The 15990-nt window shown below is 71.3% G+C and carries 16 protein-coding genes; 11 read left to right on the top strand and 5 right to left on the bottom strand.

Annotated elements, in window-relative coordinates:
- Window positions 1-22: 22 nt before the first annotated feature.
- On the top strand, window positions 23-1945 hold the full coding sequence (locus DRB89_RS32315; protein ID WP_162688814.1) for a protein kinase: 1923 nt from the start codon (window positions 23-25) through the stop codon (window positions 1943-1945).
- Between the two features lie 74 nt (window positions 1946-2019).
- On the opposite strand, the gene gatB is transcribed toward DRB89_RS32315, so the two are convergent.
- The 4 genes from gatB to gatC are packed head-to-tail and all read right to left on the bottom strand — an operon-like array spanning window position 2020 to window position 5595.
- Window positions 2020-3528 carry an Asp-tRNA(Asn)/Glu-tRNA(Gln) amidotransferase subunit GatB gene (gatB, locus tag DRB89_RS32310; RefSeq protein WP_112451771.1) on the bottom strand — a complete coding sequence of 503 codons (1509 nt, stop codon included), beginning with the start codon at window positions 3526-3528 and terminating at the stop codon, window positions 2020-2022.
- 15 nt (window positions 3529-3543) lie between these two features.
- Entirely contained in the window at window positions 3544-3795 is a 252-nt protein-coding gene (locus DRB89_RS32305) for a hypothetical protein (RefSeq protein ID WP_112451772.1), read from the bottom strand.
- Complete coding sequence (gene gatA / locus DRB89_RS32300; protein ID WP_112451773.1) at window positions 3792-5294, bottom strand: Asp-tRNA(Asn)/Glu-tRNA(Gln) amidotransferase subunit GatA; 1503 nt, start codon at window positions 5292-5294, stop codon at window positions 3792-3794. The genes DRB89_RS32305 and gatA overlap by 4 nt, the downstream gene beginning before the upstream one ends.
- Window positions 5295-5298: 4 nt before the next feature.
- A complete protein-coding gene (gene gatC, locus DRB89_RS32295) occupies window positions 5299-5595 on the bottom strand; it encodes an Asp-tRNA(Asn)/Glu-tRNA(Gln) amidotransferase subunit GatC (protein ID WP_007266718.1) in 297 nt (98 codons plus the stop codon).
- A gap of 162 nt (window positions 5596-5757) precedes the next feature.
- On the opposite strand from gatC, the gene DRB89_RS32290 reads away from it, so the two are divergent.
- The 9 genes from DRB89_RS32290 (at window position 5758) to mutM (ending at window position 14846) form a co-directional block, all read left to right on the top strand.
- A complete protein-coding gene (locus tag DRB89_RS32290) occupies window positions 5758-7398 on the top strand; it encodes a DAK2 domain-containing protein (protein WP_112451774.1) in 1641 nt (546 codons plus the stop codon).
- Between the two features lie 16 nt (window positions 7399-7414).
- Entirely contained in the window at window positions 7415-9664 is a 2250-nt protein-coding gene (gene recG, locus DRB89_RS32285) for an ATP-dependent DNA helicase RecG (RefSeq protein WP_112451775.1), read from the top strand.
- Between the two features lie 62 nt (window positions 9665-9726).
- Window positions 9727-10305 carry a 16S rRNA (guanine(966)-N(2))-methyltransferase RsmD gene (gene rsmD / locus DRB89_RS32280; protein ID WP_112451776.1) on the top strand — a complete coding sequence of 193 codons (579 nt, stop codon included), beginning with the start codon at window positions 9727-9729 and terminating at the stop codon, window positions 10303-10305.
- Window positions 10306-10334: 29 nt separating this feature from the next.
- Window positions 10335-10814 carry a pantetheine-phosphate adenylyltransferase gene (gene coaD, locus DRB89_RS32275; RefSeq protein ID WP_204358091.1) on the top strand — a complete coding sequence of 160 codons (480 nt, stop codon included), beginning with the start codon at window positions 10335-10337 and terminating at the stop codon, window positions 10812-10814.
- Window positions 10815-10909: 95 nt separating this feature from the next.
- Window positions 10910-11971: a cell division initiation protein gene (locus DRB89_RS32270; protein ID WP_112451778.1), complete on the top strand. Its 1062-nt coding sequence runs from the start codon at window positions 10910-10912 to the stop codon at window positions 11969-11971.
- 152 nt (window positions 11972-12123) lie between these two features.
- The gene (locus DRB89_RS32265) at window positions 12124-12771 is read left to right on the top strand and encodes a DUF177 domain-containing protein (protein ID WP_239516891.1); all 648 of its coding nucleotides are present in this window, start codon (window positions 12124-12126) and stop codon (window positions 12769-12771) included.
- A 2-nt stretch (window positions 12772-12773) separates the two neighbouring features.
- The gene (gene rpmF, locus DRB89_RS32260) at window positions 12774-12947 is read left to right on the top strand and encodes a 50S ribosomal protein L32 (RefSeq protein ID WP_003965982.1); all 174 of its coding nucleotides are present in this window, start codon (window positions 12774-12776) and stop codon (window positions 12945-12947) included.
- Window positions 12948-12966: 19 nt separating this feature from the next.
- Window positions 12967-13848 (top strand): ribonuclease III, encoded by an 882-nt coding sequence (gene rnc / locus DRB89_RS32255; RefSeq protein ID WP_112451780.1) that lies wholly within the window; start codon window positions 12967-12969, stop codon window positions 13846-13848.
- Between the two features lie 128 nt (window positions 13849-13976).
- Window positions 13977-14846: a bifunctional DNA-formamidopyrimidine glycosylase/DNA-(apurinic or apyrimidinic site) lyase gene (gene mutM, locus DRB89_RS32250; RefSeq protein ID WP_112451781.1), complete on the top strand. Its 870-nt coding sequence runs from the start codon at window positions 13977-13979 to the stop codon at window positions 14844-14846.
- Here mutM and DRB89_RS32245 read toward each other — a convergent pair.
- The gene (locus tag DRB89_RS32245; protein ID WP_112451782.1) at window positions 14819-15232 is read right to left on the bottom strand and encodes a helix-turn-helix domain-containing protein; all 414 of its coding nucleotides are present in this window, start codon (window positions 15230-15232) and stop codon (window positions 14819-14821) included. The two genes, mutM and DRB89_RS32245, sit on opposite strands and share 28 nt — an antisense overlap.
- Window positions 15233-15364: 132 nt before the next feature.
- Between DRB89_RS32245 and DRB89_RS32240 the strand changes: the two genes are divergently transcribed.
- Window positions 15365-15976, top strand: coding sequence for a flavodoxin family protein (locus DRB89_RS32240; protein WP_112451783.1), 612 nt, complete (start codon window positions 15365-15367; stop codon window positions 15974-15976).
- Window positions 15977-15990 lie beyond the last annotated feature (14 nt).

Here is a 15990-nt window from a genome sequence, read left to right as displayed (position 1 = left end):
AACAATTGGCGCTGGGGGGAAATTGACCAGCCAGAATCTGCACATCGGGCCGGACGCGGCAGCAGACCGCTACCGCTTGCTCCGGTCCATCGGGCGCGGCGGGGAGGCCGTGCTCTACCTCGCGGAGATCGAGCTCGCGGGCGGGGCCGAGCCCGTGGTCGTGAAGGTGCTCGACTCCAAGACAACGATCACCCCGGACGTCTTCGACCGGATCAGCCAGAAGTGGAACGAACAGGCCGAGCTGCTGCGCTTCGTCCACCGGCCCGGCGTCGTCGGCGTCCGGGAGCACTTCGAAGGGCCGCCGATCCACCGGCCCGGGGAATCCGGGACCCTGACCGGGCGCGCCCTGGTCCTGGTCATGAACCACGTCGACGGGCTGGACCTGCGGGACTGGCGGGCCGAGCGCACCCTCTCCACCGCCGCCGAGCGGCGCGAGGTGATGCGCACGCTGGAGCAGCTGGCCGACGTACTGGACTGGCTGCACTCGGGGAAGGCCACCCCGTCCGGGCGCCAGGTGATCCACGGCGACCTGTCGCCGGGCAACGTCATGGTCGACGCCCACGGGCAGGCCACGCTGGTGGACTTCGGCCTCAGCAAGCTGACCGCCGACCACCAGACCGCGGAGGTCTGGTTCACCCCGGGCTACGCGGCGCCGGAGGTCTTCGACGGCAAGCGGACCCCGGGCGCGGACCGGTACGCCTTCGGGGCCATCGCGTACTTCCTGCTGACCGGGGAATCGCCTCCGGCGACCCCCGACCTGCTGGCCGGCGCCCTCACCGGGCTGCCGCAGATCGCCGTTCTGGACGCGGAGCAGCGGGAGCGGATCGCCTCGATCTACGCCTCCGACCCGCTGAAGCGTCCGGTGAACCTGGCGGCCTGGATGAAGGACATCCGCCGCGCGGTGGTGTCCACCACCACGTCCACCTCGCAGCGTGCGGTCCCGGTCGCGCCGCCGGCCCCGGTCACGCCTCCGGTTCCGGTCGCACCTCCGGTTCCGGTCGCACCACCGACCCCTGCGGTGGCCCCGGCCGTGGCCCCGGCCGTGGCCCCGCCGAAGCCCGGGGCCGCGCCCCCGCTGCCGCCTGAGCGGCCGGCCGTCCCGGTGGCGGCTCCGCAGCAGCCCCCGCGGCAGCCGGCGTACACACCACCGCCCACCGAGCCGGTGTACTCCCCGCCCCCGGTCCAGGCGAGCGTGCCGCAGGGGTACGGTCCCGCGCCCGCGGCCGAGTCCCCTACGGAACCGGCGTCCGCGCCGCCCCCGCGCAAGAAGCGGCGGACCGGGCTGGTGCTCGGCGCGGTGCTGGCGGTGCTGGTGGTGGCGGCCGGTGCGGTGGTCGGCGTAAAGCTGCTGGGGGACAAGAAGGACGCGGACGGCTCGGACACGGCGGCCGGTGGGGACAAGGCGGCCTCGTCGTCCTCGACACCCGGGAGCCCGACGCCCACCCCGACGCCCAGCTCGTCCGCGTCCGCGTCCGCGTCCGCATCCGCATCCGGCGGCCCGACGGTCCGGCCCACGGCGACGGGTTCCCAGCCCCCGTCGGGGGTCGCGCCGGGGGTCAACTCCGCCGATCTGACCGTCATGAGCCCGGTATCGGACTTGGGTGGGTTCGAGGTCCGGCCGGCCAAGATCGACACCAAGGAGTACGGGGCGGCGTTCGTCGCGGAGCGCCGCTGCTACAGCGACACGTACACGGAGTTCGACCTCAACCGCGCGTGGCAGAAGCTGGACCTCATCGTGGGGATCGACGACGGCTCGACCAACGAGAAGGGGCGGATCAGCATCTCCCTCGACGGCCAGCCCGCCGCCTTCTCCGAGCTCGTGCAGCTGGGCAAGCCGATCACCCACACCGTTGACGTGAGCGGCGCCCTGCGGCTGCGGATCAAGGTGGACAAGGGGTGCGACAACGGCACCGTCGTCATCGCCGCCCCCGTGCTCAAGCGCTAGTGCGGTGACCGGACGGAACACGGCGGCCCCGCACCGGAGAACCGGTGCGGGGCCGCCGCGTACGTACGGTGGGGCTATTCGGAGACGCCCAGGCGCTCCAGGATGAGCTCCTTGACGCGCGCCGCGTCGGCCTGGCCGCGGGTGGTCTTCATGACCGCTCCGACCAGCGCGCCGACCGCCGCGACCTTGCCGCCGCGGATCTTGTCGGCGATGCCCGCGTTGCCCGCGATGGCCTCGTCCACGGCCGCGCCGAGCGCGCCCTCGTCCGAGACGACCTTCAGGCCGCGCTTCTCGACGACCTCGTCCGGGGTGCCCTCGCCGGCGAGCACGCCTTCGAGGACCTGACGGGCCAGCTTGTCGTTGAGCTCACCGGACGCCACCAGGGCCGCGACGCGCGCGACCTGGACGGGGGTGATGGGCAGCTCGTCGACGACGACGCCCTGCTCGTTGGCGTTGCGCGCCAGCTCGCCCATCCACCACTTGCGGGCGGCCGTCGAATCGGCGCCGGCCTCGATGGTGGCGACGATGGAGTCCACCGCGCCCGCGTTGAGGATCGACTGCATGTCGTGCTCGGTGACGCCCCACTCCTGCAGGAGGCGGTTGCGGCGCACGCGCGGCATCTCCGGAAGACCGGAGCGCAGCTCCTCGACCCAGGTGCGGGCCGGGGCGATCGGGACCAGGTCGGGCTCCGGGAAGTACCGGTAGTCCTCGGCGTTGTCCTTGATGCGGCCGGCCGTGGTGGAGCCGTCCTCCTCGTGGAAGTGCCGGGTCTCCTGCACGATCGAGCCGCCGGAGGAGAGCACCGCCGCGTGGCGCTGGATCTCGAAGCGGGCGGCGCGCTCGACGGAGCGCAGCGAGTTGACGTTCTTCGTCTCGCTGCGGGTGCCCATGGGCACCTCGGGGCTCGTGCGCAGCGACAGGTTGACGTCGCAGCGCATCTGGCCCTTGTCCATGCGGGCCTCGGAGACGCCGAGCGCCTTGATGACCTCGCGCAGCTCGGCGACGTACGCCTTGGCGACCTCGGGGGCCCGCTCGCCGGCGCCCTCGATCGGCTTGGTGACGATCTCGATGAGGGGGATGCCGGCGCGGTTGTAGTCCAGCAGGGAGTGGGACGCGCCGTGGATGCGGCCGGTGGCGCCGCCGACGTGCAGCGACTTGCCGGTGTCCTCCTCCATGTGGGCGCGCTCGATCTCCACGCGGAAGATCTCGCCGTCCTCCAGCTGGACGTCCAGGAAGCCGTTGAAGGCGATCGGCTCGTCGTACTGGGAGGTCTGGAAGTTCTTCGGCATGTCCGGATAGAAGTAGTTCTTCCGGGCGAAGCGGCACCACTCGGCGATCTCGCAGTTCAGCGCGAGACCGATCTTGATGGCCGACTCGATGCCGATCTCGTTGACGACCGGCAGCGCGCCGGGCAGCCCGAGGCAGACCGGGCAGGTCTGCGAGTTGGGCTCGGCGCCCAGCTCGGTCGAGCAGCCGCAGAACATCTTGGTCTTCGTGCCGAGCTCGACGTGGACCTCAAGGCCCATGACGGGGTCGTACGACGCGAGGGCGTCCTCGTACGACAGCAGTTCGATGGCAGTCACAGTGGAAATTCCCTCTCAGCCCAGCAGGACGTCGTCGTCGCCGAGACGCTTCAGCTCGCGGTACAGGATCGCGAGGCCGGTGACGATGGCGGCGGCGGACACGACGGCGTCGATCAGCTTCAGCGTGTCGTGCTCGGTGCGGGCCTTCTTCGCCTGCTTGACCACGCTGAGGACACCGAAGGCGGTGGTGCCGATCGACAGGTACGTACCGGACTTGGACTTCCTGAAGCCCTTGGCCTTGGACAGCGCACTCGTATTGGAACTCACAGCGACGGAGCCTCCTCAAGCAGCGGGTGGCCCCAGCGCTCGACGAAGGCGGCCTCGACTGCGGCCCCCACCTTGTACAGGCGGTCGTCCTTCATCGCCGGGGCGATGATCTGGAGCCCGACCGGGAGACCGTCCTCCGGGGCCAGGCCGCAGGGGAGCGACATGGCGGAGTTGCCGGCCAGGTTGGTCGGGATGGTGCACAGGTCCGCGAGGTACATGGCGAGGGGGTCGTCGGTGCGCTCGCCGATGGGGAAGGCGGTCGTCGGCGTGGTCGGGGAGACGATCACGTCGACCCGCTCGAAGGCCTTCTCGAAGTCCTGCGTGATGAGCGTGCGGACCTTCTGGGCGGAGCCGTAGTACGCGTCGTAGTAGCCGGAGCTGAGCGCGTACGTGCCGAGGATGATGCGGCGCTTGACCTCGTCGCCGAAACCGGCTTCGCGGGTCAGGGCGGTGACGTCCTCGGCGGACTTGGTGCCGTCGTCGCCGACGCGCAGGCCGTAGCGCATGGCGTCGAAGCGGGCGAGGTTGGACGAGCACTCGGACGGCGCGATCAGGTAGTACGCGGCCATCGCGAGGTCGAAGGACGGGCAGTCCAGCTCCACGATCTCGGCGCCGAGCTCCTTGAGGAGGGCGACGGACTCGTTGAAGCGCTGGACGACGCCGGCCTGGTAGCCCTCGCCGGCGAACTGCTTGACCACGCCGACGCGCATGCCGGCGACGGAGCCGTTGCGGGCCGCCTCGACGACCGGCGGGACCGGGGCGTCGATGGAGGTCGAGTCCATCGGGTCGTGGCCGGCGATGACCTCGTGGAGCAGGGCCGTGTCCAGGACCGTGCGGGCACAGGGGCCGCCCTGGTCCAGGGAGGAGGAGAAGGCGACCATGCCGTAGCGGGAGACCGCGCCGTACGTGGGCTTCACTCCGACGGTGCCGGTGACGGCCGCGGGCTGGCGGATGGAGCCGCCGGTGTCCGTGCCGATGGCGAGCGGTGCCTGGAAGGCGGCCAGCGCGGCCGCGGAGCCGCCGCCGGAGCCGCCGGGGATCCGGGTGAGGTCCCAGGGGTTGCAGGTCGGCCCGTAGGCGCTGTTCTCGGTCGAGGACCCCATGGCGAACTCGTCCATGTTGGTCTTGCCGAGGATGACGACGTCGGCTTCCTTCAGCTTGCGCGTCAGGGTGGCGTCGTAGGGCGGGATCCAGCCTTCGAGGATCTTCGATCCGACGGTGGTCGGGACCCCGACGGTGGTGAAGATGTCCTTGAGGGCGAGCGGGACGCCGGCCAGCGGGCCCAGCTTCTCGCCGCGCTCGCGCTTGGCGTCGACGGCGCGGGCCTGGGCCAGCGCGCCCTCGCGGTCGACGTGCAGGAAGGCGTGGACCTTCTCGTCGGTCGCCTCGATGCGGGCCAGGTGGGCCTCGGTGACCTCGACGGCCGTGAGGACGCCGTTGGCGATCTTCTCGGCGGTCTCGGCGGCGGTGAGCCTGATGATGCTGTGCTTGTCGGTCATGTTGTTAGTCCTCCCCCAGGATCTGCGGCACCTTGAAACGCTGCTGCTCCTGGGCGGGAGCGCCGGAAAGCGCCTGCTCGGGGGTGAGCGACGGACGGACCTCGTCCGCGCGCATGACGTTCGTCAGCGGCAGCGGGTGGGAGGTCGGCGGGACGTCTTGGTCGGCGACCTCGGAAACGCGGGCGACCGCGCCGATGATGTCGTCGAGCTGTCCAGCGAAGTGGTCGAGCTCTTCGCTCTTCAGCTCCAGACGTGCCAGCCGAGCGAGGTGGGCGACCTCCTCGCGCGTGATGCCAGGCATGCAGCGATCCTCTGGGGGTTCGGGTGTGTAGGTTTCGGCCCCAATCCTATCTGTCTCCTATACTCATCTCCTACCACACTAGACAGGCTGACATCTCGTATCCACCCGGCAGTCCTTCGTTACCCTGCGGTGAACCCTGGCCCGCACAAGGAGGAACGCCCGGTGGCGCACGAGCCCCATCCGCAGCCCCCCGACGAGCTCGACGCCGAAGCGGTGCGCACCTGGAGCTCGCTGGCCTTGGCCGCACTGGGCCGGGCCCGCGAGGACATCGACGCGATCAACGTCTATCCCGTCGCGGACGCCGACACCGGCACGAACCTCTACCTGACCGCCGAATCGGCCGACCGCGAGCTCACGGAAGCCTTCGCCGGAGTGACGGACGGCACGGCGGCAGCCTCCCTGCCGCGGGCCGTACGGGCCTTCGCGCACGGCGCCCTCATAGGCGCCCGGGGCAACTCCGGCACGATCCTCGCGCAGCTGCTGCGCGGAGTGGCCGACGTACTCGGTGACGAGCCCGCCGGGCGGGGGCCCGCCCGGCTGCTCGCGCAAGCGCTGCACCGGGCCGCCGAGGAGGCGTACGAGGCCGTCGCGCACCCGGTGGAGGGCACGATGCTCACCGTCGCCACCGCCGCCGCGCAGGCCGCCGCGGTCGCCGAGGCAGCCGCCGGGAGCGCCGCCGACGTGGCCCGCGCCGCCTACGACGGCGCCCGCGCGGCCCTGGAGCGGACCCCCGGGCAGCTGGCCGTGCTGGGCCGGGCCGGAGTGGTCGACGCCGGGGGCTGCGGACTCGTCGCGGTCCTCGGGGCCCTGTGGCAGGCGCTATCCGGGCAGGAGCCGGCCCCCGAGCCGGTGCGCGGGCGGATGAGAGCGCCGGACCCCTGCGCCCAGGAGGGGGCCGGGCCCGGGTACGAGGTGGTCTACCTGCTGGAGGCCTCCGACGCGGCGGTCGGGGAGCTGCGCGCGCGGCTCGACGGACTCGGCGACTCCCTGGTGGTGGTCGGCGGCGACGGCCTGTGGAACGTCCACGTGCACGTCGACGACCCCGGCGCCGCCGTGGAGGCCGGCGTGGTCGCGGGGCGCCCGTACCGGATCCGCATCACGCACTTCGGCGACGAGCGCCGCCGGGCCCGCGGCGAGCGCGTCCAGCGGGCCGTCGTCGCCGTGGTCCAGGGCGAGGGGCTGGCCGTGCTGTGCGAGGAGGCGGGCGCCACCACCGTGCTCGCCCGGCCCGAAGCGCCGCCGGCCGCCGCCGAACTGGCCGACGCCATCCGCCGGGCGCACGCCCGCGAGGTGGTGCTGCTGCCCAACGGCGCCGAACTGCGCGCGGTGGCGGCCGCCGCGGCCGAACAGGCCCGCGCCGACGGCGTACGGGTCGCCGTGATCCCCACCCGCTCCGAGGTCCAGGGCCTGGCGGCACTCGCCGTGCACGACTCGGACGGCACCTTCGACGAGGACGTGGTCGCCATGACCGCGGCCGCCGGAGCCACCCGCTACGGCGAACTCGCCGTCGCCGAACGACAGTCCTTCACCTCGGCCGGCATCTGCCAGGCCGGGGACGTGCTCGGGCTCATCGACGGCGACGTCGTCGTCATCGGCGACGGCCTGGCCCAGACCGCCGAGGCCGTCCTGGCCCGGATGCTCGGATCCGGCGGCGAACTCGTCACCCTGGTCCTGGGCCCCGAGGTGCCGGACGCGCTGGCCGAGCGGCTGGAGGCGTACGTCCAGCACGGGCACCTGGCCGTCGACACCGTCACCTACCGGGGCGGACGCTTCTCGGCCCCGCTGCTCATCGGGGTGGAATAGCCGGGTTGTCGGCGCCATGGTGTGCAATGAACACGTGCCCGCGCTCGACGAAGACCTCAAGAAGACCCTCGGCCCCGCCACCGCCAAGGTGCTGGCCGAGCAGCTCGGCCTGCACACGGCCCTGGACCTGCTCCACCACTACCCGCGGCGGTACGCGGAGCGCGGCGAGCTGACCTCCCTGGCCGAACTCGCCGACCAGATCGACGAGCACGTCACCGTGGTCGCGCAGGTCGCCGACGCACGGCTGATGACCTACCAGGGCAGCCGCGGCGGCGGCAAACGCCTCGAAGTCACCATCACCGACGGCAGCGGGCGGCTCCAGCTCGTCTTCTTCGGCTCGGGCGTCCACAAACCGCACAAGGACCTGCTGCCCGGCAGCCGCGCGATGTTCGCGGGCAAGGTCGGGATGTTCAACCACAAGCTCCAGCTCGCGCACCCGGCCTACGAGCCGCTCGGCGCGGACGCCTCCGACCGGGACGCGGCGACCGCCTTCGCGAGCCAGCTCATCCCGATCTACCCGGCCTGCGCGAAGCTGGAGTCCTGGAAGATCGCCAAGTGCGTGGACGCGGTGCTCCCCACGGCGCAGGAGGTCGTCGACCCGCTGCCGCCCGCCCTGCGCGAGGGCCGCGGACTGGTCCCGCTCACCGAGGCCCTGCTGAAGATCCACCGCCCGGCCACCAAGGCCGACATCGAGGACGCCCGCCAGCGCCTCAAGTGGGACGAGGCCTTCGTCCTCCAAGTCGCCCTGGCCCGCCGCCGGCACGCGGACACCCAGCTGCCGGCCGTCCCGCGCCGCCCCGCCCCCGGCGGCCTGCTCGACTCCTTCGACGCCAAGCTCCCCTTCACGCTCACCGAAGGCCAGGAGTCCGTCTCGAAGGAGATCTTCGACGACCTCGCCACCGACCACCCCATGCACCGCCTCCTCCAGGGAGAAGTGGGAAGCGGGAAGACGATGGTCGCCCTGCGGGCGATGCTCGCCGTCGTGGACTGCGGCGGGCAGGCCGCGATGCTCGCGCCCACCGAGGTGCTCGCCCAGCAGCACCACCGGTCCATCACCGAGATGATGGGCGAGCTCGCCGAGGGCGGGATGCTGGGCGGCTCCGACCGGGGCACCAAGGTCGTGCTGCTCACCGGCTCCATGGGGATGCCCGTGCGGCGCCGGGCCCTGCTCGACCTGGTCACCGGCGAGGCCGGGATCGTCATCGGCACCCACGCGCTGATCGAGGACAAGGTGCAGTTCCACGACCTCGGCCTGGTCGTCGTCGACGAACAGCACCGCTTCGGCGTGGAACAGCGCGACGCCCTGCGCTCCAAGGGCAAGCAGCCCCCGCACCTGCTCGTCATGACCGCCACCCCGATCCCGCGCACGGTCGCCATGACCGTCTTCGGCGATCTGGAGACCTCCGTACTGGACCAGTTGCCGGCCGGCCGCTCGCCGATCGCCACCCACGTGGTGCCGGCCAAGGACAAGCCGCACTTCCTGGCCCGGACCTGGGAGCGGGTCCGCGAGGAAGTCGAGAACGGCCACCAGGCGTATGTGGTCTGCCCGCGCATCGGTGACGCCGCCGACGAGGCGGACGGCCCGAAGAACGGCAAGGGCGCCAAGGGCGCCAAGAAGAAGGCGGCCACGGCCGCGGAGGACGGCGACAAGCGGCCGCCGCTCGCGGTCCTGGAGATCGCCGAACAGCTCACCCGCGGCCCCCTCGCCGGACTCTCCGTCGAGGTGCTGCACGGGCGGATGGACCCCGCCGACAAGGACGACGTCATGCGCCGCTTCACCGCCGGCGAGGTCAAGGTGCTCGTCGCCACGACCGTCATCGAGGTCGGGGTGAACGTCCCGAACTCCACCGTCATGGTGATCATGGACGCGGACCGCTTCGGCGTCTCCCAGCTCCACCAGCTGCGCGGCCGCGTCGGCCGCGGCTCCGCCCCCGGACTGTGCCTGCTGGTCAGCGAGATGCACGAGGCCAGCCCCGCCCGCGCCCGGCTCGCCGCCGTCGCCGCGACCCTGGACGGCTTCGAGCTCTCCCGCATCGACCTCGAACAGCGCCGCGAGGGCGACGTGCTGGGCCAGGCCCAGTCCGGCGTCCGCTCCTCGCTGCGCATGCTCGCGGTCATCGAGGACGAGGAGGTCATCACCCAGGCCCGCGAGGAGGCCACCCGCGTGGTCGCCGAGGACCCCGAGCTCGCGGACCTCCCGGGCCTGCGGACCGCCCTGGAGGCACTGCTGGACACCGAGCGCGAGCAGTACCTGGAGAAGGGCTGACGGGTACGACCTATCGTTGAAGGCCTGCACACCTCCCCGCCCGCCTCGACGAAGGACCCCAGATGACCCGCGTGATCGCCGGAAGCGCCGGCGGGCGACGCCTCGCCGTACCGCCCGGCACCGGCACCCGCCCCACCTCGGACCGGATGCGCGAAGGCCTCTTCTCCACCTGGGAGTCGCTGCACGGAATCGAGGGGGCCCGCGTGCTCGACCTCTACGCCGGCTCCGGCGCCGTCGGACTCGAGGCGCTCTCCCGCGGCGCGGGCCACGCGCTGCTGGTCGAGCCCGACGCCAAGGCGGCCAAGGCCATCCGGGACAACATCAAGGCGGTCGGGCTGCCCGGCGCCGAGTTCCGGGCCGGCCGGGCCGAGCAGATCGCGGCCGTACCCGCGCACGGGGAGCCGTACGACGTGGTCTTCCTGGACCCGCCGTACGACGTCGAGCACGACGATCTTCGCGAGATCCTGCTCACACTCCGGTCCAATGGCTGGCTCACCGGCGATGCGCTCGTCACCGTGGAGCGCAGGACGAGGAGCGGCGCCTTCCCGTGGCCCGAGGGCTTCGAGGCGCTCCGGTCCCGGAAGTACGGCGAGGGCACCCTTTGGTACGGTCGCGCCGCCTTCACCAGCGAAGAGTCATGAAGCCCGCCACCGGGAGCGAGGGAATCCAGTTGCGCCGCGCCGTCTGTCCGGGGTCGTTCGACCCCATCACCAACGGTCACCTCGACATCATCGGCCGGGCTTCCCGGCTCTACGACGTGGTCCACGTCGCCGTGATGATCAACCAGTCCAAGCAGGGGCTGTTCACCGTCGAGGAGCGGATCGAGCTGATCCGCGAGGCCACCGCCGGTTACGGGAACATCGAGGTCGAGTCCTTCCACGGGCTCCTCGTCGACTTCTGCAAGCAGCGCGAGATCCCCGCCATCGTCAAGGGCCTGCGCGCCGTCAGCGACTTCGACTACGAGCTGCAGATGGCCCAGATGAACATGGGGCTCTCGGGCGTCGAGACGCTCTTCGTCCCGACCAACCCCACCTACAGCTTCCTGTCCTCCTCCCTGGTCAAGGAAGTGGCCGCCTGGGGCGGCGACGTCGCCCACCTGCTGCCCGCGCACGTGCACGCGGCGCTGATGGCGCGGCTCGCCGACCGCTGAGCGGGCGGAGGGCGTTGCCGCCTCCCGGCCCGGTGGCCTTAAAGTCGTCCCGTCCGTCTCGGGAACCGCCCGAGGCCGAGAGAGTGCGAGCCCCCATGGACGTGCAGAAGAAGCTCGACGAGATCGTCGCGGCCGTCGGCAGCGCCCGCTCCATGCCCATGTCGGCCTCGTGCGTGATCAACCGCGCCGAGCTGCTCGCCCTCCTCGAAGAGGTGCGCGGGGCCCTGCCGGGCTCGCTCGCCCAGGCACAGGAGCTCATCGGCGGCCGGGAGCAGATGGTCGAGGAGGCCCGCCGCGAGGCGGACCGGATCATCGAGTCGGCGCACGCCCAGCGCGGTTCGCTGATCTCCGACACCGAGGTCGCGCGCCGCTCGCAGGACGAGGCGGACCGGATCCTGGACGGGGCCCGCCGCGAGGCCGAGGAGATCCGGGCCGAGGCCGACGACTACGTCGACAGCAAGCTCGCGAACTTCGAGGTCGTGCTCACCAAGACCATCGGCTCGGTGGACCGGGGCCGCGAGAAGCTCCTGGGCCGCGGGCCCGGACTCGACGAGCAGGGCTACCCCGACGCGGAGGCGCCCGAGCGCAGCCACGACCCGGAGACCCAGCGCCAGCAGGCGGACGCGTACGTGGACAGCAAGCTGGCCACCTTCGAGGCGGTGCTCTCCAAGACCCTGGAGGCCGTCGGCCGGGGCCGCCAGAAGCTGCTCGGCCGGGTGGCCACCGACGACCTCGGCGCGCACATGGCCGCCCAGGACGCGGCCGGGATCCAGCAGTCGCGCTCGGCCAGCGACGCGGACTTCCTGGCGGGTCTGGCCGAACCGCAGGCACCGCTGATCCCCGCGCAGTCGCAGTCGCAGGTCCACGCCCAGCCGCAGGCGGAGCCGGCGTACGACGCGTACGCCTATCAGCAGTCCGTCCAGCAGCCCGTCCACCAGGACGCCTACGGCTACCAGGACCCCTACGCCAACTACCAGCAGGTCCAGCAGCCCGACCCGTACGCGGTCTCCTACGAGCAGCAGCCCGACCCGTACGGCGGCTACCAGCAGCCGCAGCAGGGCACGCAGGACCAGCAGGCGGCGCTCGACGAGACCAGCTTCTTCGACACGAGCATGATCAACCTCGATCAGCTGCGCCAGTACGAGCAGGGCCGCTGACCACTCGCTCCGGGCTGGATTGGGCTCAGAGCGAAGCGGCGGGTATCCTGGCTCTTCGGTCGCGCGTATGCACCGCGATCCATGCTGCCCTTGAGTGGCGGAAATCTTGATCTTCAGCAGTCTCCAGTGATTTTGTGAAAGCAGGAACGGCCCTGAATACCCGCCTCGACCACCACAACCCCCTCGTGTTCGACACGCACGAGCTGGGTCGGCGTCCTGGTGCCATGCTGCGGCTGTCCCGTGAGATCGCGGCACCGGCGGACCTCGGTCTCGCCGGCGTCATCGGAGTGCCGGAAGGCAGTCGGCTGAACCTCAAGCTCCGCCTGGAGTCGGTCATGGAAGGGGTGCTTGTCACAGGCACCGCCCGTGGATCGGCCACCGGGGAGTGCGTAAGGTGTCTGGAGGCCGTCGAGCGAGAGCTCAAGGCGGAGTTCCAGGAGATGTTCTCGTACCCTGACGCCGACGACCGGAACCGCTCGAAGGCGGAGCCGGCCGACGACGCCGAGGACGACGAGGACACGCTCTTCATCGAGGACGGCTTGTTCGACCTCGAATCCGTGCTGCGCGACGTGGTGGTGCTCGCACTGCCGCTGCAGCCGGTGTGCCGGGAGGACTGTCTCGGACTGTGCCCCGATTGCGGGCTCAGCCTGAACGACGACCCGGACCACCACCATGACGCCGTCGACATCCGTTGGGCGGCATTGCAGGGACTCGTCACCGATCAGGGCGTCGAGAAGGACAATATGAGCGGCACTGCCTCCGACGGAGTTCAGAGCGCCGCCGAGAAGCAGGAGAAGTAGCCGTGGCTGTTCCGAAGCGGAAGATGTCGCGCAGCAACACGCGCCACCGCCGGTCGCAGTGGAAGGCTGCGGTCCCCACCCTGGTTTCGTGTGAGCGTTGCCAGGAGCCGAAGCTCCAGCACATTGCGTGCCCGAGCTGCGGCACCTACAACAAGCGTCAGGTCCTCGAGGTCTGAGCGGCTGGTGAGAGGCGCAATGTCTGAGCTGTCCAACGCTGAGAAGCAGGCAGACAGTAAGAACGCGGCCTCGTCCCACACGCTTCTGGAAGGGCGGCTCGGGTACCACCTCGAGTCCGCCCTTCTGGTGCGTGCGCTGACCCACCGTTCGTACGCGTACGAGAACGGCGGTCTGCCCACCAACGAGCGGCTGGAGTTCCTTGGGGACTCCGTGCTGGGCCTGGTGGTCACGGACACGCTGTACACGACCCATCCGGACCTGCCGGAAGGCCAGCTGGCCAAACTGCGGGCTGCGGTAGTCAACTCACGCGCACTTGCGGAGGTCGGGCGCGGCCTCGACCTCGGTTCCTTCGTCCGGCTCGGCCGCGGCGAAGAGGGCACGGGTGGCCGGGACAAGGCATCCATCCTCGCCGACACCCTTGAAGCGGTGATCGGCGCCGTCTACCTCGATCAGGGCCTCGACGCGGCCTCGGAGCTGGTTCACCGGCTCTTCGACCCGCTCATCGAGAAGTCCTCGAACCTCGGTGCCGGCCTGGACTGGAAGACCAGTCTCCAGGAACTCACGGCAGCCGAAGGTCTTGGCGTCCCGGAATACCTGGTCTCCGAGACAGGTCCGGACCACGAGAAGACCTTCACCGCTGCTGCCCGCGTCGGTGGTGTCTCGTACGGCACCGGCACCGGCCGCAGCAAGAAGGAAGCCGAACAGCAGGCGGCGGAGTCCGCCTGGCGCGGTATCAGTACCGCGGCGGACGAGCGGATCGCGGCCCCGGCCGTGGCCGCTGCCACCCCGGTTCCGGCGAAGGCCCCCGTTTCGGCTCCGGCCGGGACCGGAGCCGAAGCCGTGGCCGAGGCGGAGGCCGACGGGGCGCCGACGCCCGTCGACCCGGCGCCCGGAGCCTGACGCTTCCTTCCGGATTTTCCCCGCCCGCCCTCGCACCGCGAGGGCGGGCGGACCCGTTTCCGGGCCCTGCGGGGAGGCCGGTACGCTCGCCGTGAGCGTCTCCCACCGCACCCTTCCGGAGGAACCCCGTGCCCGAGCTGCCCGAAGTCGAAGTGGTGCGGCGCGGCCTGGAGCGCTGGGTGGCCGGGCGGACGATCGGGGCCGTCGAGGTGCTGCACCCGCGCGCCGTACGCCGGCACCCGGGCGGCGGCGCCGACTTCGCGGCACGGCTCGAGGGCGCCACCTTCGGGGCGGCCCGGCGCCGGGGCAAGTACCTGTGGCTGCCGCTGGAGGAGCAGGAGCTGTCCGTACTCGGCCACCTGGGGATGAGCGGGCAGCTGCTCGTGCAGCCCGAGGACGCGCCCGACGAGAAGCACCTGCGCATCCGGCTGCGCTTCCGGGACGCGGCCGGGACCGAGCTGCGCTTCGTGGACCAGCGGACCTTCGGCGGGCTGTCGCTGCACGGGACCGTCGCCGACAGCCCGGACGGACTGCCCGACGTCATCGCGCACATCGCGCGGGACCCGCTGGACCCCCTCTTCGACGAGGAGGCCTACCACCGGGCGCTGCGCGCCAAGCGCACCACGGTGAAGCGGGCGCTGCTGGACCAGTCGCTGATCAGCGGGGTCGGCAACATCTACGCGGACGAGGCGCTGTGGCGCGCCAAACTGCACTACGAGCGCCCGACGGCCGCGCTCACGCGCCCCCGGAGCGCCGAGCTCCTCGGCCATGCCCGGGACGTCATGAACGAGGCCCTCGCCGTCGGCGGCACCAGCTTCGACAGCCTCTACGTGAACGTCAACGGCGAATCCGGCTACTTCGACCGGTCCCTCGACGCCTACGGGCGCGAGGACGAGCCCTGCCGCCGCTGCGGCACCCCGATGCGGCGCAGGCCCTGGATGAACCGGTCCAGCTACTTCTGCCCGCGCTGTCAGCGCCTGCCGCGCGTCGCGTCGTAGGCGGAGCGGGAGGAGAGCACCGTCGGCATGCTGCCTTCCAGCAGGCCGATGAGCGCGTCCACGCGTTCCGCGATCTCGGCGCCGAGCGGGGTCAGCTCGTAGTCGACCCGGGGAGGGTTGGTCGGCTGTGCCTCGCGGTGGACGAGGCCGTCGCGTTCCAGCGCTTGCAGGGTCTGGGAGAGCATCTTCTCGCTGATGCCGTCCACCCGGCGGCGCAGCTCGTTGAAGCGGCACGGGCCCCTGCGCAGGGCGCCCACCGTGAGGCTGCCCCAGCGACCCGTGACGTGCTCGAGCGTCTCGCGGGACGGGCACTCACGAGCGAAGACATCGAATGATTGATCGGCGGTGCCTTCGTCCCCGGCCTCGCCGCAGGCTGCAGTCTGCATGGTTTCAGCCTACTACTAGGTAGCGCCAGCCATTCTGCTTGCGCTTTCCAAAAGTTAGTGGTTGTCTCTTTCTCGTCACACCACGCCGCACAACACCGTGACCCACCACGGTGTTCTCCGAGGGAGCCCGTCTTGTCCGGTATTGCATACACCCCTGTTGTCTCGATCGCCTACCACTCCGGCTACGGCCACACCGCTGTCATCGCCGAGGCCGTCCGTGCGGGTGCCATCGACGCCGGTGCCACGGTTCACCTGATCAAGGTCGACGAGATCGACGACGCGCAGTGGGAGCTTCTGACCGCGTCCGACGCGATCGTCTTCGGCGCCCCCACCTACATGGGCAGCGCCTCCGGCGCCTTCCACGTCTTCGCGGAAGCCACCTCCAAGATCTGGTTCACGGCCGGCTGGCAGGACAAGGTCGCCGCGGGCTTCACCAACTCCGGCTCCAAGTCGGGCGACAAGGGCAACACCCTCGACTTCTTCCAGACGCTGGCCTCGCAGCACGGCATGAGCTGGGTCAACCTGGGTCTGAAGCCGGGCTGGAACTCCAGCACCGCTTCCGAGAACGACCTCAACCGCCTCGGCTTCTTCGACGGTGCCGCCGCCCAGTCCAACAGCGACCAGGGTGCCGAGCACGTCCACAAGGCCGACATCGCGACCGCCGAGCACCTCGGCCGCCGCGTCACCGAGCAGACCCGCGTGCTCCTCGCGGGCCGCGCCGCCCTGGCCTCCGCCTCCGCCTGAGACGGCGCGCCCGG

The organism is Streptomyces sp. ICC4 (assembly GCF_003287915.1).
Lineage (GTDB): Bacteria > Actinomycetota > Actinomycetes > Streptomycetales > Streptomycetaceae > Streptomyces > Streptomyces tritrimontium.
Note: the sequence above shows the minus strand (reverse complement) of the source record. Positions and strands in the feature narration are given on the sequence as shown.